Origin of the sequence: Streptomyces sp. LBL (genome assembly GCF_029893585.1) — a bacterium.
Taxonomy (GTDB): domain Bacteria; phylum Actinomycetota; class Actinomycetes; order Streptomycetales; family Streptomycetaceae; genus Streptomyces.
This window is the reverse complement of record NZ_JARXYX010000037.1, coordinates 84,819-106,847: the sequence shown is the minus strand read 5'-3', so window position 1 is coordinate 106,847 and position 22,029 is coordinate 84,819. Positions and strand designations below refer to the sequence as shown.

Annotated in this window: 17 protein-coding genes; 9 read left to right on the top strand and 8 right to left on the bottom strand. The window is 70.5% G+C overall.

The features are described from left to right. Positions 1-164: 164 nt before the first annotated feature. The 5 genes from M2271_RS35160 to M2271_RS35140 form a co-directional block, all read right to left on the bottom strand. On the bottom strand, positions 165-1,475 hold the full coding sequence (locus M2271_RS35160; RefSeq protein WP_280891492.1) for a DUF58 domain-containing protein: 1,311 nt from the start codon (positions 1,473-1,475) through the stop codon (positions 165-167). Beyond that, positions 1,475-2,464: a MoxR family ATPase gene (locus M2271_RS35155; RefSeq protein WP_280891497.1), complete on the bottom strand. Its 990-nt coding sequence runs from the start codon at positions 2,462-2,464 to the stop codon at positions 1,475-1,477. Before M2271_RS35155 ends, M2271_RS35160 begins: the two co-directional genes overlap by 1 nt. Next, positions 2,464-3,666: a DUF4350 domain-containing protein gene (locus tag M2271_RS35150; RefSeq protein ID WP_280891491.1), complete on the bottom strand. Its 1,203-nt coding sequence runs from the start codon at positions 3,664-3,666 to the stop codon at positions 2,464-2,466. Before M2271_RS35150 ends, M2271_RS35155 begins: the two co-directional genes overlap by 1 nt. After that, positions 3,663-4,376: a DUF4129 domain-containing protein gene (locus M2271_RS35145; RefSeq protein WP_280891496.1), complete on the bottom strand. Its 714-nt coding sequence runs from the start codon at positions 4,374-4,376 to the stop codon at positions 3,663-3,665. The genes M2271_RS35150 and M2271_RS35145 overlap by 4 nt, the downstream gene beginning before the upstream one ends. A 142-nt stretch (positions 4,377-4,518) precedes the next feature. After that, on the bottom strand, positions 4,519-5,877 hold the full coding sequence (locus tag M2271_RS35140; RefSeq protein ID WP_280891490.1) for a hypothetical protein: 1,359 nt from the start codon (positions 5,875-5,877) through the stop codon (positions 4,519-4,521). Between the two features lie 140 nt (positions 5,878-6,017). Between M2271_RS35140 and mtnA the strand changes: the two genes are divergently transcribed. The 7 genes from mtnA to M2271_RS35105 all read left to right on the top strand — a co-directional run bounded on the left by mtnA (position 6,018) and on the right by M2271_RS35105 (position 15,067). After that, complete coding sequence (gene mtnA, locus M2271_RS35135) at positions 6,018-7,157, top strand: S-methyl-5-thioribose-1-phosphate isomerase (RefSeq protein WP_280891489.1); 1,140 nt, start codon at positions 6,018-6,020, stop codon at positions 7,155-7,157. A gap of 8 nt (positions 7,158-7,165) precedes the next feature. Then, positions 7,166-7,855, top strand: coding sequence for a two-component system response regulator MtrA (mtrA, locus tag M2271_RS35130; RefSeq protein WP_280891488.1), 690 nt, complete (start codon positions 7,166-7,168; stop codon positions 7,853-7,855). A 1-nt stretch (position 7,856) separates the two neighbouring features. After that, a complete protein-coding gene (mtrB, locus tag M2271_RS35125) occupies positions 7,857-9,971 on the top strand; it encodes an MtrAB system histidine kinase MtrB (protein ID WP_280891487.1) in 2,115 nt (704 codons plus the stop codon). An 85-nt stretch (positions 9,972-10,056) separates the two neighbouring features. Beyond that, entirely contained in the window at positions 10,057-11,781 is a 1,725-nt protein-coding gene (locus tag M2271_RS35120) for an LpqB family beta-propeller domain-containing protein (RefSeq protein WP_280891486.1), read from the top strand. 238 nt (positions 11,782-12,019) lie between these two features. After that, a complete protein-coding gene (locus tag M2271_RS35115; RefSeq protein ID WP_280891485.1) occupies positions 12,020-13,111 on the top strand; it encodes a ComF family protein in 1,092 nt (363 codons plus the stop codon). A gap of 312 nt (positions 13,112-13,423) precedes the next feature. Beyond that, positions 13,424-14,116, top strand: a complete 693-nt coding sequence (gene raiA / locus M2271_RS35110; RefSeq protein WP_280891484.1) for a ribosome-associated translation inhibitor RaiA — start codon at positions 13,424-13,426, stop codon at positions 14,114-14,116. A gap of 204 nt (positions 14,117-14,320) precedes the next feature. Next, positions 14,321-15,067, top strand: a complete 747-nt coding sequence (locus tag M2271_RS35105) for a response regulator transcription factor (RefSeq protein WP_280891482.1) — start codon at positions 14,321-14,323, stop codon at positions 15,065-15,067. Positions 15,068-15,085: 18 nt separating this feature from the next. Here M2271_RS35105 and M2271_RS35100 read toward each other — a convergent pair whose 3' ends face one another. Both M2271_RS35100 and M2271_RS35095 read right to left on the bottom strand, forming a co-directional pair. Continuing rightward, positions 15,086-16,282, bottom strand: coding sequence for a crosslink repair DNA glycosylase YcaQ family protein (locus M2271_RS35100; RefSeq protein ID WP_280891481.1), 1,197 nt, complete (start codon positions 16,280-16,282; stop codon positions 15,086-15,088). Positions 16,283-16,342: 60 nt separating this feature from the next. After that, the gene (locus M2271_RS35095; RefSeq protein ID WP_280891480.1) at positions 16,343-16,915 is read right to left on the bottom strand and encodes a GNAT family N-acetyltransferase; all 573 of its coding nucleotides are present in this window, start codon (positions 16,913-16,915) and stop codon (positions 16,343-16,345) included. Positions 16,916-17,194: 279 nt separating this feature from the next. Here M2271_RS35095 and secA point away from each other — a divergent pair, with 279 nt between their 5' ends. Beyond that, complete coding sequence (gene secA / locus M2271_RS35090; protein ID WP_280891479.1) at positions 17,195-20,005, top strand: preprotein translocase subunit SecA; 2,811 nt, start codon at positions 17,195-17,197, stop codon at positions 20,003-20,005. A gap of 194 nt (positions 20,006-20,199) precedes the next feature. Here secA and M2271_RS35085 read toward each other — a convergent pair whose 3' ends face one another. Continuing rightward, positions 20,200-21,075, bottom strand: coding sequence for an Rv3235 family protein (locus M2271_RS35085; RefSeq protein WP_280891478.1), 876 nt, complete (start codon positions 21,073-21,075; stop codon positions 20,200-20,202). A 361-nt stretch (positions 21,076-21,436) separates the two neighbouring features. On the opposite strand from M2271_RS35085, the gene M2271_RS35080 reads away from it, so the two are divergent. Beyond that, positions 21,437-21,952, top strand: coding sequence for a hypothetical protein (locus M2271_RS35080; RefSeq protein WP_280891477.1), 516 nt, complete (start codon positions 21,437-21,439; stop codon positions 21,950-21,952). The last annotated feature ends 77 nt before the right edge of the window (positions 21,953-22,029 follow it).

Genomic DNA, 22,029 nt, shown 5'->3' with positions numbered 1-22,029 from the left:
ATGGTACTGCAGGGGGGACCCTGTGGGAGAGTAGGACGCCGCCGAACAATTTTTGAAGGAAACCCCGCACCGGTTGGTGCGGGGTTTCCTGCGTTCAGGGGATATCAAGGGGTATTGGGGGGAGGTACATGCCCGAGCTCCAGCCCACCCCAGTCCCAGTATTTTTACAGGCGTCCTGCTGTCTTCAGCGCCAGATACGCATCCGCCAGTGCCGGAGCCAGATCGTCAGGGGTGGCGTCGACGACCGTCACACCGTGTCGGCGGAGTTGTGCCGCGGTGCGGTAGCGCTCAGTTTGGGCTTGCGCGGCGGCTGCGGCCTCATAGACCGCCTCGGTGTTTCCACGTGCTGTCGCCATGCGGGCGATGTGCGGGTCGGCGACCGATGCCAGCAGGATCGTGTGGCGCTTGGTGAGCTGGGGGAGGACGGGCAGGAGGCCCTCTTCGACCGGCGCGGTGTCGAGGGCTGTGAGCAACACGATCAGGGAGCGGCGCGGGGCCGACCTGAGTGCCGTCGCCGCGAGACCTCGGGCGTCCGTCTCCACGAGTTCGGGTTCGAGGCTGGCCATCGCGTTGACCAGCGACGGGAGGACGTCGCCTGCCGAGCGGCCCTGGACGAGGGCGCGTACCCGACGGTCGTACGCGAGCAGGTCGACGCGGTCGCCGGCGCGGGAGGCGAGGGCGGCCAGGAGGAGGGCCGCGTCCATAGAGGCGTCGAGGCGCGGGGCGTCGCCCACACGGCCTGCGGAGGTGCGTCCGGTGTCGAGGACCAGGAGGATGTGGCGGTCGCGTTCGGGGCGCCACGTGCGTACGGCCACCGTGGTCTGGCGGGCGGTGGCACGCCAGTCGATGGAGCGGGTGTCGTCCCCGGGGACGTACTCCCGCAGGCTGTCGAACTCCGTGCCCTCGCCGCGCGTCAGGACGCTGGTGCGGCCGTCGAGTTCGCGCAGGCGGGCCAGCTTGGAGGGCAGGTGCTTGCGGCTGGTGAAGGGGGGCAGGACGCGTACCGTCCAAGGAACTTTGTGGGTGCCCTGGCGGGAGAAGAGGCCGAGGGGGCCGTAGGAGCGGATCGTGATCCGGTCCGTCTGGCGGTCGCCGCGGCGGGTCGGCCGTAGGCGAGTGGTGACGCGGCGGCGTTCGCCTGCGGGCACCGTCAGACGGTGGCGGGAGGCCGCCACCTCTGTGCCGGGCAGCCAGCTGCTGGGGGGCCAGGCGTCGCGCAGGTGGGCGCGGAGCGGCCGGCGGGACGGGTTGGTGACCGTGAGAGTGACGTCGGCTGCCTCGCCCAGGCGGGCGGAGGTGTCGCCGGAGCGGGTCAGGGCGAGGCGGCGTACGGGGGCGGCCAGCGCGAAGTCGCAGGCGCAGGCGACGGCCAGGGGCGCGTTCACGGCGAGGATGCCCGCCCAGCTGGGGTCCCAGAAGCCGACGGGGAGAGAACCCAGGGCCGCGAGGAGGGCGGCGCGTCCGGTGAGTGCCATCAGCGGGGGACGGGGACGTGGGCGAGGATCGCGTTGATGACGGAGTCGGTGGTCACGCCTTCCATCTCGGCCTCCGGACGAAGTCGTACCCGGTGGCGGAGGGCGGGGAGGGCGAGCGCCTTGACGTCGTCGGGGGTGACGTAGTCGCGGCCGGTCAGCCAGGCCCAGGCGCGGGCCGCGGCCAGCAGGGCCGTCGCCCCGCGCGGGGAGACTCCGAGGGTGAGAGACGGCGATTCCCGGGTGGCACGGCAGATGTCGACGACGTAGGCGGTGATCTCGGGGGAGACGGTCGTCTTGGCGACGGCGGCCCGGGCTGCTTCCAGGTCGGCGGGGCCGGCGACGGGGCGTAGCCCGGCGGCGCGCAGGTCGCGTGGGTTGAAGCCCTCGGCGTGGCGGGTGAGGACGTCGATCTCGTCCTGGCGGGAGGGGAGCGGGATCGTCAGCTTCAGGAGGAAACGGTCCAGCTGGGCCTCGGGGAGGGGATAGGTGCCCTCGTACTCCACCGGGTTCTGGGTCGCGGCGACCAGGAACGGTTCCGGGAGGGGGCGGGGGGTGCCGTCGACCGTGACCTGGCGTTCCTCCATGGCTTCCAGGAGGGAGGACTGGGTCTTGGGCGGGGTGCGGTTGATCTCGTCGGCCAGCAGGAGGTTGGTGAAGACCGGGCCGGGCTGGAAGGAGAACTCGGCGGTGCGGGCGTCGTAGACGAGTGAACCCGTGATGTCGCTCGGCATCAGGTCGGGCGTGAACTGGACGCGCTTGGTGTCGAGTTCGAGTGCGGAGGCGAGGGCGCGGACGAGCAGGGTCTTGGCGACTCCAGGGACTCCTTCGAGGAGAACGTGTCCGCGGCACAGGAGGGCGACGACGAGGCCGGTCACGGCGGGGTCCTGGCCGACCACGGCTTTGGCGATCTCGGCGCGCAGGGCTTCCAGGGAGGCCCGGGCGGCGTCCGGATCCCCCGTGTGCGCGGCGTTGTCAGTGGTCGGGTCCATCATGGACGGCGTACCTCTCTTTCGAGGGCGTCGAGTTGGTCGGCGAGGGCGATGAGGGCCGTGTCGTCGCTGGGCGGCGGCCCGAAGAGGAGAGCGTGCACGGCCTGTCCGTCCCCATGGCTGTGGGGGTGGGCGGACAGGGCGGGCAGCAGGGCCTCGGGCGCGTGCGCCTGGGCCACGGGGACGCCTACGAGGGGGGCGAGTCGGGTGCGGGTGGTGGAGCGAAGAGCGGCGGCCGCGCGGTCGCGGGCGTTCGCCTTGCGGTAGAGGCGGGCGCGGCCTTCGACGGTTTCGGAGGCGCGGATCGCCACGGGGAGTTTTTCGGGCACGAGGGGGCCGAGCCGGCGTGCCCGCCAGAGGGCGGTGAGGGCCGCGGCGATGAAGAGCTGCAGCGTGCCCCAGAGCCAACCCGAGGGGAGCAGGTCGAAGAAGTCCTTTTCGTCGTCCGGGTCGGCGGCGGAGGTGTCGGAGAGCGAGGGGAGGTACCAGACCAGATGGGGGCGGGAGCCGAGGAGTTGGAGGGCGAGCGATGCGTTGCCCTGCTCGTCGAGGGTGTCGTTGTAGAGGATGTCGGGCGCGCCGACTACGACGGTGTCGCCGTCCCCGGATGGGTCCGGGAGGCGCACCAGGGTGGCCAGGCGCTCGCTGGGATAGCACTTGTCCGCACCCGGTCGGGTGACGGTGTAGCGGACTCCGCCGGTGTCCGCCGAGCCCGCGCGCCGAGCGGCGGGCAGGGCGCAGGCGGGGGCGAGTGTCGAGTCGAGGCTGGTGGCGGGGCCGGCGACGACGCCGGGGGCGAGTCGTTCGACGGACCAACTGCCCGGTGCGACGAAGAGAGTGCGGCCCCCGGAGGCGTTGGTCGCGGAGTGCAGTTGGCTCTGCTGCTGCTCGGTCAGCAGATCGGGGACGGCGACCAGCAGGGTGGTGTCCGGGCCGGCCGCGGCGCGCGCCTCGGCCAGAGTCGTGACCACGCGGGTGGAGATGCCGCGGTCGGCGAGGAGTTCGGCCACGGCTCGGCTGCCGTAACGGTCGGCGGAGCGCGGGTCGAGGCTGCCGTGGCGGGCGTCGGAGCGGATGGCCGCGATAGTGACGGCTCCCACCAGGAGGAGCACGAGCGCGAGGACCACGCCCCGCGCGCGGGGCCACACCTGGCGGGCGGTGGGCGAGGCCGAGGTGGACGAGAGCGTGGCCTCGGCGGTCATTCGGCGGCTCCCTGGCGGGCGTTGTGGGCCGCGCTGTGGCTGCTGCTCGCGAGCTGCGGCTTGGTGCGCTCCAGGTCGCGGTCGAGTTCGGCGATGCGGTGGTACGACTGCTCGCTCGCCCTTCGGCCGCCGTATGTCACGTCGTCGAAGTCCCGGGCGGCGGTGCGCAGCCCGTCTGCCCTGGAAGGCAGGGCGCGGCCGGCCTCCACGGCTGCCTCGTCGGCGGTGCGGCCGGGGCGGACGTCGAGGAGGGCGCGTTCCTCCAGAGAGCGGACGATGGCCCGCATGCGTTCCTGGACGGCCTGGTTCCAGTGGCCCTGGGCCGCGTGTGCCTCGGCGGCGGACCGGTGTTCGGCGGCGCTGCGGGGGCGGTCGTCGAACAGGGCGGCGGCGGAGGTGGGTTGGCGGCGTGGGGTGCCCAGGCGCCACCACAGGGCCCCCAGGACCGCGAGGACGGCCACGATGACGACGACCAGGCCGAGCGGCCCTCCGGGAGCCGCGGACGAGGCGGCGTCGAACAGCTTGCCGACCCAGTCCCAGAACGCGTTCAGGGCGCGCTGGAAGAGGCCGGGATCGTTCTCGTGGTACATCCGCTTGGACAGTTCGCGCCGGGCTGCCTCCCGCGCGGGGTCGCGTGAGGTCGTCAGCGGTGGTGCGTCGGCGGAGCGTGTCAGCGACAGGACGGACGCCGTGTCGGCGGCACGCAGCACAGCCCGCACGGATGGGTCTGCGGCGCGCAGCACGGCCTGTACGGATGTGCCGGCGGCGCGCAGCACGAGTCGTACGGCTGGGCCGACCGGGTGCGGCAGTGTCGGAACCGCTGTGAGAACTCCCCCCGCCAGGTTCACCGCATCAGCTCCCGGGAGTGGCGCCGTAGCCCTGGACACCGGCGGCGCGGGCCAGTTCGAGGTCGAGGGCCTCGCGCCGGATGCGCTGGTCGACGTAGAGGAGCACGGCGACGCCCGCCGTGATCGGGAACGTGATCATGGAGCCGATCACCGAGCCGATGCCGCTGACGACGAGGAAGGTCCAGCCGAGGTCGCCGGTGCCGTTGAGGAAGCTGCCGATGCCGTCTCCGCTGAGTGCGGCGGCGAGGAAGGTGAAGGGAAGGACCACGATCGCCGCGATGATGTTCGCGATGACTCCCGCGAGCAGCTGAATGCCGAAGATCCGCCACCAGGAGCCGCTGACGAGCTTCGTCGAGCGGCTCATCGACTTGGTGATGCTCTGCTTCTCCAGCATCAGTGCGGGCGAGGCCAGGGAGAAGCGGACCATCAGCCACAGGGCGACGACGCCGGCGCCCAAGCCGCCGAGGACGGCGAGTGCCACGCCTCCCCCCTTGGTCTGGCCCGAGACGGCCAGGAGGATGCCGGGTACCGTGCCCACGAAGACGATGCCGAGGGCGATGAGCGGCAGCAGAATGATCAGGCCGGACAGCTTCAGCACCTGCGGGCGCGCGTCGCGCCAGGCCTCGCTGAGGGTGACCGACTTGCCGAGCACCGCGCGGCTGGTGACGGTGGTGAGCAGCGCGGTCGCGGCGACCGTGCCGATCAGCGTGATCAGGAAGACGACGCCGGAGCCGAGCATGGCTTCGCCCATGGCGCGGGTCAGTTCGTCGAACGTTGCGCTCGGGTCGTTGAGGGCCTCGGTGCCGGCGGTGTCGTTCAGGACCAGGCCCTGAAGCAGGATGACGACGATCTCCGTGAGGACGGCGACGGTCAGGGAGATACCCAGGACCGTGCGCCAGTAGGTGCGCATGGTGGAGACCGCGCCGTCGAGGATCTCACCGACGCCGAGGGGGCGCAGCGGGATCACCCCGGGCTTGGCCGCGGGCGGCGGGCCGCCCCAGCCTCCGTAACCGGGGTGGCCGCCTCCCCAGCCGCCGTATCCGCTCTGTCCGGCGAGCGGGCCGAAGCCGCCGGGACCACCGGGGGCCGGCGGGGGCGGGGTGCCCCAGCCGGGACCGGGCGCCGGGGGTGGCGGGGCCTGGCCGGGGGCCTCGGGGCCGGTGGGCGCGGACCACTGGCCCCGAGGCGGCTGTTCCTTGGACCACTGCGAGCCGGGGCGCTGCGGGTCCGACTCCGGCTGCTCCGCTCCCGGCTGCTCCGCGGGTCCGGGGCGGTCGACGGGCTCGGTGGGCCCGGACGCACCTGGCCGCTGCCCGTCCGACGGGGCGGATCCGGGCGACGCCCAGCCCGGAGTGTCGTTCATCGTCGCTCCTTCACGGTGCCCGTCCGCGGTCGCGGCGGCAGGTTGGCAGCCATCGTGCCATGGGGTGGTCACCGAGTGACCAGCCGCGGTATGGGCTGGGCACCTTCGATTGTCCGCCGGATAAGGGGCAGACTGATCACATGGCTGATCAGCACGCGCAACCCGCCGAGGACAGCAGAGCGACCGAGATTCCGGCGATCCGCTGGGAAGAGCCCCCCGAAGGTCCCGTACTGGTACTTCTCGACCAGACGAGGCTGCCGACCGAGGAGGTCGAGTTCGTCTGTACGGACGCGTCCGCGCTGGTGGAGGCGATCCGTTCGCTCGCCGTGCGCGGGGCGCCGCTGCTCGGTATCGCGGGGGCGTACGGCGTCGCGCTCGCCGCCGCGCGAGGGTTCGACGTGGAGGACGCCGCGGCCGCGCTGGCGGGGGCGCGTCCCACCGCGGTGAATCTGGCCGTCGGGGTGCGCAGGGCGCATTCCGCGTACCGGGCCGAACTCGGCAAGGGCGGTGATGCCCGGCAGGCCGCCGAGGCGGCGCTGACCGCGGCGCGCACGCTGCACCGGGAGGACGCCGAGGCCAGCGCCCGGATGGCCGAGCGGGGGCTGGCGCTGTTGGATGAGTTGCTGCCCGGCGGCGGGCACCGGATCCTCACCCACTGCAACACGGGATCGCTCGTGTCGGGTGGCGAGGGGACGGCGTTCGCGGTGGCGCTGGCGGCGCATCGGGCGGGGCGGCTGAGGCGCCTGTGGGTGGACGAAACGCGTCCGTTGCTGCAAGGTGCTCGCCTGACGGCGTACGAGGCGGCTCGCCGCGGTATGGCGTACACCTTGCTGACCGACAGCGCGGCGGGCTCGCTGTTCGCGGCCGGGGAGGTGGACGCGGTGCTCATCGGGGCGGACCGCATCGCGGCCGACGGTTCGGTGGCGAACAAGGTGGGGAGCTATCCGCTCGCGGTGCTCGCGCGGTACCACCATGTGCCGTTCATCGTGGTGGCACCGGTGACGACGGTGGATCCGGACACACCGGACGGGGCGGCCATCGAGGTCGAGCAACGCCCCGGGTTCGAGGTGACCGAGATCACGTCACCGCAGGTGACGGTGACGGGAGCGGGAGGCGGGATTCCGGTGGCACCCCTGGGGACCCAGGCGTACAACCCGGCGTTCGATGTGACGCCTCCTGAGCTGGTGACGGCGATAGTCACCGAAGAGGGCGCCGTGTCTCCCGTGACGGCTGAGGCGCTTGCAGAGGTGTGTGACAGGTCACGCCAGGTAACGATTTAGTTAATGGGATGATGGCATTCATGAAGGGACGAGTCCTTGTCGTCGATGACGACACCGCACTGGCCGAGATGCTCGGCATTGTGTTGCGTGGTGAAGGTTTTGAGCCGTTTTTCGTAGCCGACGGCGACAAGGCGCTGGCCGCTTTCCGTGAGTCCAAGCCCGATCTCGTGCTGCTCGATCTGATGCTGCCGGGCCGGGACGGTATCGAGGTGTGCCGCCTGATCAGGGCGGAGTCCGGGGTGCCGATCGTGATGCTCACGGCCAAGAGCGACACCGTCGACGTCGTCGTGGGCCTGGAGTCGGGTGCCGATGACTACATCGTGAAGCCGTTCAAGCCGAAGGAGCTGGTGGCCCGGATCCGGGCGCGGCTCAGGAGGTCCGAGGAGCCGGCGCCCGAGCAGCTCGCCATCGGCGATCTGGTCATCGACGTGGCCGGTCACTCCGTGAAGCGGGACGGGCAGTCGATCGCGCTGACGCCGCTGGAGTTCGATCTGCTGGTCGCGCTGGCCCGCAAGCCGTGGCAGGTGTTCACCCGTGAGGTGCTGCTCGAGCAGGTGTGGGGCTACCGGCACGCGGCGGACACCCGGCTGGTGAACGTGCATGTGCAGCGGCTGCGCTCCAAGGTCGAGAAGGACCCGGAGCGGCCGGAGATCGTGGTGACCGTCCGCGGTGTGGGATACAAGGCAGGACCCAGCTGACATGTCCGAAGACAGTGCCGCTTCGTCGCCCGGGCGGACCGGGGTTCAGGCGGAGCGGCCTGTCAACCGGAAGACGTCAGGCTCCCGGTGGGGGCGTTTCCTCGAGGGCGGGTTACTGCAGGGCGGAGTCCAGGGCAGCCCGGTCCTGCGTCTGTTCATGCGCTGGGTGCGCCGGCCGCTGCTGCCGGTCATGCGGCTGTGGCGGCGCAACATCCAGCTCAAGGTCGTCGCCACGACCCTGCTGATGTCGCTGGGCGTCGTCCTGCTGCTCGGCTTCGTCGTCATCGGACAGGTGCGCAACGGGCTGCTGGACGCCAAGGTCAAGGCCTCGCAGAGCCAGGCCACCGGCGGCTTCGCGGTGGCCAAGCAGAAGTCCGACGAGGCGGCCGCCGGGACCGGCGACGACGGCGCTCCGGTGGACGGCCGTACCGAGCAGAACGTCATCCAGTGGATGAGTGACCTGGTGGAGTCGCTCTCGAGCGGCGGTCAGGGCGCCTTCGACGTGGTGACGCTCCCTGCCGTCGGCGACGACAGCGGCGGCGGGCGCGGACCGCGCGCCTCCGGTGACGTCGACTGGGCAGCCAGCGTGCCCGAGGACCTGCGTGCGCGCGTCGACAGCAATGCGGTCGCGGCCCAGAGCTACACGCGGATCACCTACGACAACACGTCCGGCAAGGACTCCCAGCCGGCGCTCGTCATCGGCAAGCAGGTCAACGACCCGAACGGTGACCCGTACCAGCTGTACTACCTCTTCCCGCTGACCCAGGAGGAGAAGTCGCTCAGCCTGGTCAAGGGGACCCTGGCGACGGCCGGTCTCTTCGTCGTCGTCCTCCTCGGCGCCATCGCCTGGCTCGTCGTGCGGCAGGTCGTCACTCCGGTGCGGATGGCGGCCGGGATCGCGGAGCGGTTGTCCGCCGGGCGGCTGCAGGAGCGGATGAAGGTCACCGGAGAGGACGACATCGCGCGGCTCGGTGAGGCCTTCAACAAGATGGCGCAGAGCCTTCAGCTGAAGATCCAGCAACTGGAGGATCTGTCGCGGATGCAGCGGCGGTTCGTGTCGGATGTGTCGCACGAGTTGCGGACGCCGCTGACGACCGTACGGATGGCCGCCGACGTCATTCACGAGGCGCGCGAGGACTTCGACCCGGTGACCGCGCGGTCGGCGGAACTCCTCGCCGACCAGCTGGACCGGTTCGAGTCGCTGCTGGCGGACCTGCTGGAGATCAGCCGCTTCGACGCGGGCGCGGCGGCGCTGGAGGCCGAACCCATCGACCTCAGGGAGGTCGTCAGGCGAGTCGTCAGCGGGGCCGCGCCGCTCGCCGAGCGCAAGGGGACGACCATCCGGGTCGTCGGCGACCAGCAGCCAGTGGTTGCGGAGGCGGACGCCCGGCGCGTGGAGCGGGTGCTGCGGAACCTCGTCGTCAACGCCGTGGAGCACGGCGAGGGCAAGGACGTCGTCGTCAAGCTCGCGGCGGCGGGCGGGGCGGTCGCGGTCGCGGTGCGGGACTACGGCGTCGGTCTCAAGCCCGGCGAGGCGACCCGCGTCTTCAGCCGCTTCTGGCGGGCCGACCCGGCACGCGCGCGTACCACCGGCGGTACGGGCCTCGGGCTGTCGATCGCCCTGGAGGACGCGCGCCTGCACGGCGGCTGGCTGCAGGCGTGGGGCGAGCCGGGCGGCGGCTCGCAGTTCCGGCTGACGATGCCGCGCACCGCGGACGAGCCGCTTCGGGGCTCCCCGATACCGCTGGAACCCAGAGACTCGCGCCGCAATCGCGGCCTCAACGAGGCCGGTCTGCCGCGTGGGGGCGGCGAGAAGACGGCCACCGTGCCCGCCCAGTCGGCGAGTGACCAGACGGCGTCGCGGGACCCGATCGCGCCGCGTCCGGCCACTCTGGCGCCCACGGCCGACCCGACGGCGCTGCCCGGCAACGGCGCCCGCGTGGTGTCCCGGCCGCCTTCGGGGACGCGATCGCAGGAGGAGACGGCCTCCGGTGAGGGGCCGCGAGGTGGGACCGCGAGCCGCCCGGACACCGGGGTGGAGAATGCGCCGGCGAGCTCTTCGGAAGATGCGTCGGCGGAGTCGTACGAACAAGGGGAGGCATTCCGTGGGCGCTGACCGCGAAAGGGGCGTCCGGCGGGGAACGGGGCGCGCGGCGGCGTACGCCGCCTGTGGCGTCGTACTGCTGGCAGGGTGTGCCTCGATGCCCGACAGCGGGGATCTGCGCGGTGTGGAGTCCACGCCCCGCCAGGACACCCAGGTGCGGGTCTTCGCCATGCCACCCCAGGAGAACGCGCAGTCCCAGGAGATCGTGCAGGGCTTCCTGGAGGCGCTGACCAGCGACGATCCGCACTATGAGACGGCTCGCCAGTATCTGACGGCTGATACCGCGAAGACCTGGGAGCCGGAGCGGACCACCACGGTGCTCGCCGAAGGGCTGCGCATCGAGGTCGAGCGTTCGGGCAGCCGGGAGGACTCCAACGACCTCTCGTTCAGGCTGACCGGCAGCAAGGTCGGCACGGTGGACGAGCAGGGGTCGTACGCACCCGCTCATGGGAGCTATCAACAGTCGGTGCACCTGGTCCGGGACCAGAAGACCCACCAGTGGCGCATCGACGGGCTGCCGCAGGGCGTCGTCATGGGTAAGTCGGATTTTCAGCGCAACTACATGTCCGTCAACAAGTACTACTTCGCCTCGCACACGACGGGCCCACAGACCGTGGCGGTCGCCGATCCCGTGTACGTGCGCGAGCGCGTGGACGCCATGACGCAGATGGTGCGCTCCCTGATCAGCGGGCCCACGACCTGGCTCCGGCCGGTCGCCAGATCGAGCTTCCCCACCGGGGCGGAGCTGCAGAAGGACGTCACCTCGCTGACGCCGGACGACCAGAGCAAGCTGACCGTGCCACTGAACGACAAGGCCGCCCGGGTCGATTCGACGGTGTGCGACAACATGGCGGCCCAGATCCTGTTCACCCTCGAGGACGTGACGCCCGCGGTGGACGAGGTCGAGCTGAAGGCGGGCGGCAAGCAGCTGTGCGCGCTCGCCGGGGCCGACGCCGTCGCCGCGCGGGGCTCGGTGCAGCACCAGCCCGAGTACCTGTACTTCGTCGACGGCAAGCACCGGCTGGTGCGAATACCGGCCGAGGACAGCGTTACGAAGCCCAATCCGGTGCCCGGCGGGCTGGGCGAGGGCGACAAGGACCTCCAGTCGGTGGCGGTGTCGCGCGACGAGGACAAGGCGGCCGGGGTCGGAATCGGCGGGAGGCCGCTGTACGTCGCGTCGCTGGCGTCGGGTGGGTCGCTCGGGGAGCCCGTGCTGACCAGCGGCGGCGCCACAGCCGACGACCGGCTGACGACGCCCAGTTGGGACGCGGAGGGTGACCTGTGGGTGGCCGACCGCAACCCGCACGACCCGCGGCTGTTGGTGCTGGAGGGGGGCGCGGGCGAGCCGCTGAAGGTGGACGTTCCGGGGCTGGACGGGCGTATCAGGGATGTCCGGGTGGCCGCCGACGGAGTGCGGATCGCGCTCGTCGTGGAGAAGGGCGGCAAGCAGTCGCTGCTCATCGGACGGATCGAACGGGGCGAGAAGTCGGGCGGGCGCCCGTCTGTCTCGGTGCAGGAAATGCGGGCCACGACTCCGGAGCTGGAGGAGGTCAGCACCATCTCGTGGGCCGGTGACAGCAGGCTTGTGGTGGTCGGGCGGGAAAAGGGGGGCGTGCAGCAGATGCGCTACGTCCAGGTCGACGGCTCCACGCCGGAGGGACCGACGCCGACGGCGCTGACAGGCGTCAAGGAGATCGCCGCGTCCGAGGACGACCAGCTGCCTTTGGTGGCGTATTCGGAGGACGGGATCGTGCGGCTGCCGTCCGGGGGGCAGTGGCAGAAGGTGGACGCGGACGGGACGGCGCCGGTTTATCCGGGGTGAGTGCCGGTTCGTTCCGGGGAGTTCCGGATCAAGTTCCGGATGAGTGTCGGCGAGTTCCGGGTGAATCGGGACCGCGGTTGGTCTGCGGCCGGTGAACTGCGGGACCGGCCAGGTGAGCGGCCGTTTTCGCCGGGGCGGGACCCCGGCGGAGGCGGCCGTTCCGTCATGGCTGGAGTTGTCCACAGGCAGTTGTCCACAGGGGTGGCAGGGGCGTGCCGGTGTTGGCACAGTGGTGGGCATGCGGGGGTGGTGGCAGGACCTCACCGACCTGGTGCTGCCGGCCGAGTGCGGAGGGTGCGGGAAGCCGCGCACGGTGCTCTGTCCGACGTGCCGTGCGGCTCTGAGCGGGGCCGTACCGCGCCGGGTGCGACCGGTCTCGGAGCCGCCGGGTCTGCCGGTCGTGCACGCGGCGGCACGTTACGCGGACGAGGTACGGGCGACCTTGCTGGCCCATAAGGAGCGGGGCGCGTTGGCGCTCGCGGCACCTTTGGGAGTGGCGTTGGCGGGGGCTGTGCGGGCTGGGGCAGGGGATGCGAGCGGAGGGAGCGAGGGCCGCCGGCCGGGCGGGGAGCCGATGGGGCCGGGGGCCGGGGCCATGTGGGGTGACGAGACTGTGGTGCTGGTTCCTGTGCCGTCCGCGCGGAGGGCGGTGCGGGCACGGGGGCACGATCCGGCGCGGCGGATCGCGCTCGTGGCGGCCCGTGAGTTACGGCGGACGGGGACCCCGGCGCGGGTGGCCGCCGTGCTGCGGCAGCGGCGGGCCGTGGCCGACCAGGCGGGGCTCAACTCCCGGGAGCGACTGGCGAACCTGGCGGGCGCGTTGGCGGTGGTGGGGGGTGGTGGGCGGCTGCTCGCCGGTGGTCCGGTGGTGCTCGTCGACGACCTGATGACGACCGGGGCGTCGTTGGCGGAGGCGGCGCGTGCGGTGCGGGTGGCGCTGGCGGAGGCAGCGGAGGCAGCGGAAACGACCGAGGAAGCGGGAGGGGACGTGCAGGCAGGGGCTGAGAGCGGAGAGGTGGCGTATCGGGGCCCGGCAGGGAAGCTGTTGGTCGTTGGGGGAGATGCCTCGGTGAGGGGACGGCAGGCGGGGGTGGCCCGCGACGGGGCGATGGGAGTCGGTGAGCCGGCCGTGTGCGGCGGGAGGAACGCGGCGGTGTACGCGGCGGGAAGTCGGGAAAGCAGAGAGGAACGGATGACTCCGGCGACGGAGGAGACGGCGAGGTGGGTGCCTGGACGGCCGGAAATGATGGTCGGTGGCGCCATGGACGAGCTGATCTACGCGGCCGTGGTCGCGGCCACGCCGGATTCTTTCGAAATAAACCGGAACTGACTCGAAAGTTGCATCGTTGCAGGTAATAACAGGAGTAATTCACCTGAACGGAGGTACACCGCGGTAGAGGGTGACGACATCCGTCCGGGCGAGATATGTTCGGTTGTGAGAGAAAGGCGCAGGCCAAACCTCTCAAATCCGGATGCCGTGCTGCGGGATTTTCATCATCACCCGCACCGGTGGCGTGGAGATCTTGCCCATGGGGGAGGAGGTGGAAGTCGCCGAGTCCGGAGGTTCCGGGACTCACCGGAACCTGGTGCAAGAGGGAGACGTTCCGCAACGAGGCGGAGCGATCCGGGAACGGAGTTCTGCGTGGACATCGTCGTCAAGGGCCGCAAGACCGAGGTGCCCGAGCGGTTCCGCAAGCACGTGGCCGAGAAGCTGAAGCTGGAGAAGATCCAGAAGCTCGATGGCAAGGTGATCAGCCTCGACGTCGAGGTGTCCAAGGAGCCGAACCCCCGACAGGCCGACCGTTGTGACCGAGTGGAGATCACGCTCCGCTCCCGCGGTCCGGTGATCCGGGCGGAAGCGGCAGCCAGCGACCCGTACGCGGCACTCGACCTGGCGGCCGAGAAGCTGTACGCCGGGCTGCGCAAGCAGCACGACAAGCGCCACACCCGTCGAGGTGCACGCCGACTCACGGCGGCCGAGGTCCCCGACCACGTTCCGGGCGCGGCGACCCTCAACGGCAACGGCCATGCCGTCCACGACGACGAGCCCGACGGGGTACCCACCAAGAAGATCGGCTCGCTGGAAGTCACGGGGGAGGGCCCCCTCGTCGTCCGCGAGAAGACTCACGTCGCTTCTGCGATGACTCTCGACCAGGCTCTCTACGAGATGGAACTGGTCGGGCACGACTTCTATCTGTTCATCGACTCCGAGACCAAGGAACCCAGTGTCGTCTACCGGCGGCACGCCTACGACTACGGCGTCATCCACCTCAGCACGGACCCGATGGTCACCCAGGCGCAACCCCCCGCGGCGGGTGGCATGCTGGGCGGCTGACCGCCTGGCCGACGACTGAACCGGTGCCCCTGGTGCGCGTGTGCGCCCCCAGGGGCACCGGTGTGCGACCACTTCGCGCCCCGCTCTGTCACCTCACTGTCGTCCGGGCATGAAATCATGGCCGAACCGGCCCAACCGTTGGGTCGTTGCCTTGGGTTGGCGATGGCACAGGACCACAGGCCACAGCCTTCAGGGGGAGGAACGATGGCGGACAGCTTCGGACCGATGCAGGACGCGGACGCCGGCCACGGTGTCGTCGGCATGGGCCCGGATTCGGGCTCACCACGCAAGGAGCCGATTCGTGTCCTGGTCGTGGACGATCACGCCCTCTTCCGCCGTGGCCTGGAGATCGTGCTCGCCGCCGAAGAGGACATCCAGGTCGTCGGCGAGGCGGGCGACGGGGCGGAAGCGGTCGACAAGGCCGCCGACCTGCTGCCGGACATCGTGCTGATGGACGTACGGATGCCCAAGCGGGGCGGTATCGAGGCGTGCACCTCCATCAAGGAGGTGGCCCCCAGTGCGAAGATCATCATGCTGACGATCAGCGACGAGGAGGCCGACCTCTACGACGCGATCAAGGCGGGCGCGACCGGATACCTCCTGAAGGAGATCTCCACGGACGAGGTGGCGACCGCCATTCGCGCGGTGGCCGACGGGCAGTCGCAGATCAGCCCGTCCATGGCGTCGAAACTGCTCACCGAGTTCAAGTCGATGATCCAGCGGACCGACGAGCGTCGACTCGTGCCGGCGCCGCGGCTCACGGACCGGGAACTGGAAGTGCTCAAGCTTGTCGCCACGGGAATGAACAACCGGGACATCGCCAAGGAACTGTTCATCTCCGAGAACACCGTGAAGAACCACGTACGCAACATCCTCGAGAAGCTGCAGCTGCACTCCAGGATGGAAGCGGTCGTCTACGCGATGCGGGAGAAGATCCTCGAGATCCGGTGACGGTCCTGCCGGGCACGGTCAGGTGAGGGCGTGGGCGAGTTCCCTCACGAGGGGCTCGCGCAGTTCCGGTGCGTCCACCCGTTCCACCCGTACGTCCGTGCAGTCCACCCAGCTCGCCGCCTCGACCAGGGCCTGGGCGACCGAGGGGACCGCCTTCGGGCCGTCCAGGGTGACCTGCCGGGCGACCAGGGTGCGGCCCTCGCGCGCCGGATCCACGCGGCCGACGAGCCGGCCGCCGGCCAGCACCGGCATCGCGAAATAGCCGAACACCCGCTTCGGCCTGGGGACATAGGCCTCCAGCCGGTGGGTGAAGCCGAAGACGCGTTCCGTGCGCGCCCGTTCCCAGACGAGGGAGTCGAAGGGCGACAGCAGCGTGGTGCGATGGCGTCCGCGCGGGGCTGTCTCCAGGGCCGCCGGGTCGGCCCAGGCGCGCCTGCCCCAGCCCTCGACCGTGACCGGGACCAGGCCCGAGTCGGCGATCACCGCGTCGACCTGCTCGGCCTTGAGACGGTGGTAGTCGGCGATGTCGGCGCGGGTGCCGACGCCCAGGGACTGGCCGGCCAGGCGGACCAGGCGGCGCAGACACTCCGTGTCGTCCAGATCGTCGTGCAGCAGGGCTTTTGGTACGGCGCGTTCGGCGAGGTCGTAGACGCGCTTCCAGCCGCGGCGCTCGACGCAGACCACCTCGCCGTACATCAGGGCGCGTTCGACGGCCACCTTCGCGCCGGACCAGTCCCACCACTCGTTGGTCTTCTTGGCGCCGCCCAATTCCGTGGCGGTGAGGGGACCTTCCGCGCGTATCTGCTTGATGACCTGGTCGTAGGCGCCGTCCGGGAGTTCGTGGTTCCAGTGCGGGCGGCCTCGGTAGGCGCGGCGGCGGAAGGCGAAGTGGGGCCACTCCTCGATGGGGAGGATGCAGGCGGCGTGGGACCAGTACTCGAAGGCGGTGGGCTGCGCCAAAGGGGCACCGACGGATGACTTCCAGTAGGCGCTCTCGACCGTCTTGCGCCCCACGGCTCCCAGGCGGGCGTACGGGATGAGTTCGTGGGAGCGTGCCAGGACCGAGATGGTGTCCAGCTGGACCGCGCCGAGATGGCGGAGGACGCCTCGGACGCCGGACTTCCGGTCGGGGGCACCGAGGAAGCCCTGAGCTCTCAGGGCGACGCGGCGGGCCTCATCTGCGGAGAGCGTGATGGTGGGGCGCGGGGTCGTCATGCGTTCGCACGATAGGGGGTGGGACTGACAGTGCGGGCTGAGCTGCCGGTTTGCGGGCGACTACGGCTGCCTCGGCAGGTACGGCGCCGTCGACGGCAGCCCCAGATCCGACGGGAGCAGGGAACCCACCCAGCAGTCCCGGCGTACTCCCTTGTTGTTGATGGCGGAGCGCAGGGTGCCCTCGATGGTGAAGCCCGCTCGTTCCGCCACCGCGCGCGAGGGGGCGTTGCCCACTTCGGCGCGCCATTCCATGCGGTCGATGGAGGCACGGGTGAAGGCCCAGTGCGAGGCGGCGCGGGTGGCCTCCGTGAGGTAGCCGTTGCCGCGGTGCTCCTTCGTGCCCCAGAATCCGACCTCGGCCGTACCGAGGGAGCGCAGGGTGATGCTGAGCATGCCCACCAGTTCCTCCCCCGCGGGGAGGAAGACGCCCCACGTGAACATCGAACCGCAGGCCCAGCCGTCGGGGACCACCTGCTGGGTGAAGCTCTGGGCGTGCTCCCGCAGATAGGGCGCGGGGATCGTCGTCCAGCGCTGGATCTCGGGGTCCTGGACGGCCGCGTACACGGCGTCGGCGTGCCGCGCCTCGACCGTGCGCAGGTCGAGGCGGTCCGTGCTGAGTGTGACGGGGTCCATCGGGCGATTCTGCTCAGCCGACCCCGGGGGCGCCAACTTTTAGCCGTGTGTGAGCGGGTGATCACAATTCACGCAATTCGTCGGCAGGCCGCGGCACCATCCGCGGCGCCCGGCCGTTGTCCCTTTGAAGGAGATTTGAAGCAGTGCGCGAAGCGGTGAACAGGCGTCGTCGCGGCAGGCCTCCCGGCGTGGCGGTGTCCTCGCATACGATGGCCGTTGCTCAGTGAGTCCAGTGGTAACCGACCGTCCCAGGCCCGACCGGCAAGGAGACCAACCCCCGTGTCCGTCCTCTCGAAGATCATGCGTGCAGGCGAAGGCAAAATCCTGCGCAAGCTGCACCGCATCGCGGACCAGGTCAACTCCATCGAAGAGGACTTCGTCGACCTCTCCGACGCCGAGCTGCGGGCCCTCACCGATGAGTACAAGCAGCGGTACGCCGATGGTGAGAGCCTGGATGATCTGCTCCCCGAGGCTTTCGCCACCGTACGCGAGGCCGCCAAGCGTGTCCTGGGCCAGCGGCACTACGACGTGCAGATGATGGGTGGCGCGGCGCTCCACCTCGGTTATGTGGCGGAGATGAAGACCGGTGAGGGCAAGACCCTCGTCGGCACCCTGCCCGCATATCTGAACGCCCTCTCCGGCAAGGGCGTCCACCTGATCACGGTCAACGACTACCTGGCCGAGCGCGACTCCGAGATGATGGGTCGCGTCCACAAGCTCCTGGGCCTGAACGTCGGCTGCATCCTTGCCAACATGACGCCGGCCCAGCGCCGGGAGCAGTACGCCTGCGACATCACGTACGGCACGAACAACGAGTTCGGCTTCGACTACCTGCGCGACAACATGGCGTGGTCCCAGGACGAACTCGTCCAGCGCGGCCACAACTTCGCCATCGTCGACGAGGTCGACTCCATCCTCGTCGACGAGGCCCGTACGCCGCTGATCATCTCCGGTCCGGCCGACCAGGCCACCAAGTGGTACGGCGACTTCGCCAAGCTGGTCACGCGCCTCAAGCGCGGTGAGGCCGGCAACCCCCTCAAGGGCATCGAGGAGACCGGCGACTACGAGGTCGACGAGAAGAAGCGCACGGTCGCCATCCACGAGCCCGGTGTCGCCAAGGTCGAGGACTGGCTCGGCATCGACAACCTCTACGAGTCGGTGAACACCCCGCTGGTGGGCTACCTGAACAACGCCATCAAGGCCAAGGAGCTCTTCAAGAAGGACAAGGACTACGTCGTCATCGACGGCGAGGTCATGATCGTCGACGAGCACACCGGCCGTATCCTCGCCGGTCGCCGCTACAACGAGGGCATGCACCAGGCGATCGAGGCGAAGGAAGGGGTGGACATCAAGGACGAGAACCAGACGCTCGCCACGATCACCCTGCAGAACTTCTTCCGCCTCTACGGCAAGCTCTCCGGCATGACCGGTACGGCGATGACCGAGGCCGCCGAGTTCCACCAGATCTACAAGCTCGGCGTGGTCCCGATCCCGACGAACAAGCCGATGGTCCGCAAGGACCAGTCGGACCTGATCTACCGCACCGAGGTCGCGAAGTTCGAGGCGGTCGTCGACGACATCGCCGAGAAGCACGAGAAGGGCCAGCCGATCCTCGTCGGTACGACGTCGGTCGAGAAGTCCGAGTACCTGTCGCAGCAGCTGTCCAAGCGTGGCGTCCAGCACGAGGTGCTGAACGCGAAGCAGCACGACCGTGAGGCGACGATCGTCGCTCAGGCCGGTCGCAAGGGCGCCGTGACGGTCGCCACCAACATGGCCGGCCGTGGTACGGACATCAAGCTCGGCGGCAACCCCGAGGACCTCGCGGAGGCGGAGCTGCGGCAGCGCGGCCTCGACCCCGAGGAGCACATCGAGGAGTGGGCCGCGGCCCTGCCCACCGCCCTGGAGAAGGCCGCGCAGGCCGTCAAGGCGGAGTTCGAGGAGGTCAAGGAGCTCGGCGGGCTCTACGTCCTCGGCACCGAGCGGCACGAGTCGCGTCGTATTGACAACCAGCTGCGCGGTCGTTCCGGCCGTCAGGGAGACCCGGGCGAGTCTCGCTTCTACCTCTCCCTGGGTGACGACCTGATGCGCCTGTTCAAGGCCCAGATGGTCGAGCGCGTGATGTCGATGGCGAACGTCCCGGACGACGTGCCCATCGAGAACAAGATGGTCACGCGCGCGATCGCGTCCGCCCAGTCGCAGGTCGAGCAGCAGAACTTCGAGACCCGTAAGAACGTCCTGAAGTACGACGAGGTCCTCAACCGGCAGCGCGAGGTCATCTACGGTGAGCGCCGCCGCGTCCTGGAGGGTGAGGACCTGCACGAGCAGGTCCAGCACTTCATGGACGACACCATCGACGAGTACGTGGCCGCGGAGACCGCCGAGGGCTTCCCGGAGGACTGGGACCTCGACCGGCTGTGGGGCGCCTTCAAGCAGCTCTACCCGGTGAAGGTCACCGTCGAGGAGCTGGAGGAGGCGGCCGGTGACCGGGCCGGACTGACCGCCGAGTTCATCTCCGAGTCCATCAAGGACGACATCCACGCGCAGTACGCGGCACGCGAGGAACAGCTCGGCTCCGAGATCATGCGTGAGCTGGAGCGCCGGGTCGTGCTGTCGGTCCTCGACCGCAAGTGGCGTGAGCACCTCTACGAGATGGACTACCTCCAGGAGGGCATCGGCCTGCGCGCGATGGCGCAGAAGGACCCGCTGGTCGAGTACCAGCGCGAGGGCTTCGACATGTTCACCGCCATGATGGAGGGCATCAAGGAGGAGTCCGTCGGCTACCTGTTCAACCTGGAGGTCCAGGTCGAGCAGCAGGTCGAGGAGGTCCCGGTCGAGGACGAGAAGCCGTCCCTCGACAAGCAGGACGCGGTGCCGGCGCAGGCGGGCGCGCGTCCCGAGATCCGCGCCAAGGGGCTCGACGTCCCGCAGCGCCGGGAGCTGCACTTCTCCGCGCCCACCGTGGACGGGGAGGGCGGCGTCGTCGAGGGCGACTTCGCCGACGACGAGGAGCCGGTGCGTTCCGAGGCCGACGGCCTCACGCGCGCGGAGCGTCGCAAGCAGTCCCGTGGCGGGCGGCGCCGCAAGAAGTGACGCTGGAGTTGCCCGCGGTTGCCTGCGGCGCTTTAGCGGTGTGAAGGGCCGGGTCACCTGAGGGTGCCCGGCCCTTCGGTATGCCCGGCCCTTCGGTATGCGCGGCCCTTCGGTATGCGCGGGCCTTCGGTATGCGCAAGCTCGGTATGCGCGGGCTAGGTTGGCTGTGCCCGGGGTGCCGGGCCTGCTCGGGATCAGTCCTCGTAGGTGCGGGGCGGGCGAGGGCCGCCCAGTTCCACCGCCGTGCAGCGCCAGCGGAGGTCCCGGCCCTGTTCCAGGCGGAAGGCCATGGCGCGCAGCTGGTCGCCGGCGCTGATGCGGGCGAAGGCCTCGATGGCGCCGGGACGCGGGACGTCGTAACCGATGTCGCGGACGACGGGCGCGGTGCCCCGGGTGGTGCGCAGGGGGCCACGTTGGGCGAGCCAGGCCAGTTCGTCGTAGGCGCGGCCCGCAGTGTGCCGGAGCATCCAGTGGACCGGGCGACGGCCGCTCAGGACCGCGACAAGACGGTCGGCGAAGACGTCGGTGGGGCGGGGCTGGGGGACGGGCCTGCGGGGGGTGCGGGCGGGGACTACGGGGGCGGGAGCAGCGTGCGGGGTGGGGGTGGGGGTGGCGGACGTGGTCGGGGTGGAGGTGCTGCGCGTGGTCGGGGTGGGGGCGACCGGTTTGGTGGGGGTGTTGCGCGTGGTCGGGATGGGGGTGACCGGTTTGGTGGGGGTGCTGCGCTTGGTCGGGATGGTGCGGGTTGTAGGGGCGGTTGTTGCCGTGGTCGTGGTGTTGGTTGCCCTCCGCGCGGTGGTGGCTGCAGTCGTGGCCGGCGTTGTCGCCGGCGCCGGCGACCAGGCGGTGGGCGTGGTCGGTGGGCGGTTGTCGGTGGGCCTGGTGCGGGCGGACGGGCCGCGATCGCCCGGGGAACCCGGGGGGCGGCCGTCGGAGGTCGTGGTGCGAGCGGTACCGCCCCCCGGGGTGCGTGGGGGTGTGCCGCCGGGGCGGCGTGGGTCGCGGCGGCTCGGCGGGCGGGTACCGGGGTGGTGGCCGGCCTGGCTCGCCCTGGTCATGACCTTGTTCATGTGTGTCCCCGTTCGATCACCCGGAGGTACCGGGCAGTAACTTCGCGGTTGGGGATCTTGTACGGGGTCGTGGGGTGTGAGGGCAAGGAGCCGCGGGTTCGAGTCGGGGCGACGGGCAGTTCACTTATCCGAGTGATCGAGTCTGGGAAAAGGCCTTGTCGGAGAGATGCGCCGGGTGATTTTCGAGGTCGCGGATTGACGCCCACGGGGACGGGGGCAGGGACTCGAAAGGGGACGCCCGCACGTATCCTGGAGACCCTCCTGCAGTCGTGGGCTCGCCCTGCCGAGGCTTGTGCGGAACCTCCGACAACGCAACCGGCAAGGCGAACTTCCACACAACCGACCACGAAAGCGGCCAGCCATGCGCGTCTACGTCCCCCTGACCCTTCCCGGTCTCGCCGAGGCGTACAAGACGGGAGAGCTGGGGTCCGGGCCGTTCGTCGCGTACGCGGTCACGCCGGCCTTGCGCGAGTGGTACGTCTCCGACGACATCGAGGAACTGGAATACGCGGCGCTGAACCGGGCCGCGTCGGCCTCGCTGAGGCTGCTGGCGGCGGACCCGGGTGCGGAGCGGCGCCGGGTCGTGGTCGCCGTGGACGTACCCGACGGGACGGCGACCGCCGATCCGGACCGGGCGCTGGATCCGGCGGCACTCGGCGAGGTACGGGTCGCAGGGACCGTACGGCTGGCCAAGGCGGCCGCCGTGCACGTCGACGCGGATGACGCGGTGGCGGATGTGACCGCCGCGGCCGAGGCGCTCGGGGCTGCGGACAGCGGGGACGACGACGCACAGTTCGTGGTGGACGGGGCGGAGGACCACGAACTGCTGTGGTTCGCGACGCAGGAGATCCCGAACCTGGTGGGGCTGGGGGACTGAGTGGGGCTTGGGGTCTGAACGGGGCTTGGGGGCTGAGCGGGACTGCGAGCCGGCCCTTCGCTGTCCGAGGATTCGGC

Excerpts from the sequence above, each read along its gene's own strand:
- M2271_RS35160 (WP_280891492.1), bottom strand. The coding sequence starts at position 1,475 with ATGGCACTCACCGGACGCGCCGCCCTCCTCGCGGCCCTGGGTTCTCTC.
- M2271_RS35155 (WP_280891497.1), bottom strand. The coding sequence starts at position 2,464 with ATGGACCCGACCACTGACAACGCCGCGCACACGGGGGATCCGGACGCC.
- M2271_RS35150 (WP_280891491.1), bottom strand. The coding sequence starts at position 3,666 with ATGACCGCCGAGGCCACGCTCTCGTCCACCTCGGCCTCGCCCACCGCC.
- M2271_RS35140 (WP_280891490.1), bottom strand. The coding sequence starts at position 5,877 with ATGAACGACACTCCGGGCTGGGCGTCGCCCGGATCCGCCCCGTCGGAC.
- mtnA (WP_280891489.1), top strand. The coding sequence starts at position 6,018 with ATGGCTGATCAGCACGCGCAACCCGCCGAGGACAGCAGAGCGACCGAG.
- mtrA (WP_280891488.1), top strand. The coding sequence starts at position 7,166 with ATGATGGCATTCATGAAGGGACGAGTCCTTGTCGTCGATGACGACACC.
- mtrB (WP_280891487.1), top strand. The coding sequence starts at position 7,857 with ATGTCCGAAGACAGTGCCGCTTCGTCGCCCGGGCGGACCGGGGTTCAG.
- M2271_RS35120 (WP_280891486.1), top strand. The coding sequence starts at position 10,057 with ATGCCCGACAGCGGGGATCTGCGCGGTGTGGAGTCCACGCCCCGCCAG.
- M2271_RS35115 (WP_280891485.1), top strand. The coding sequence starts at position 12,020 with ATGCGGGGGTGGTGGCAGGACCTCACCGACCTGGTGCTGCCGGCCGAG.
- M2271_RS35105 (WP_280891482.1), top strand. The coding sequence starts at position 14,321 with ATGGCGGACAGCTTCGGACCGATGCAGGACGCGGACGCCGGCCACGGT.
- M2271_RS35100 (WP_280891481.1), bottom strand. The coding sequence starts at position 16,282 with ATGACGACCCCGCGCCCCACCATCACGCTCTCCGCAGATGAGGCCCGC.
- M2271_RS35095 (WP_280891480.1), bottom strand. The coding sequence starts at position 16,915 with ATGGACCCCGTCACACTCAGCACGGACCGCCTCGACCTGCGCACGGTC.
- M2271_RS35085 (WP_280891478.1), bottom strand. The coding sequence starts at position 21,075 with ATGAACAAGGTCATGACCAGGGCGAGCCAGGCCGGCCACCACCCCGGT.
- M2271_RS35080 (WP_280891477.1), top strand. The coding sequence starts at position 21,437 with ATGCGCGTCTACGTCCCCCTGACCCTTCCCGGTCTCGCCGAGGCGTAC.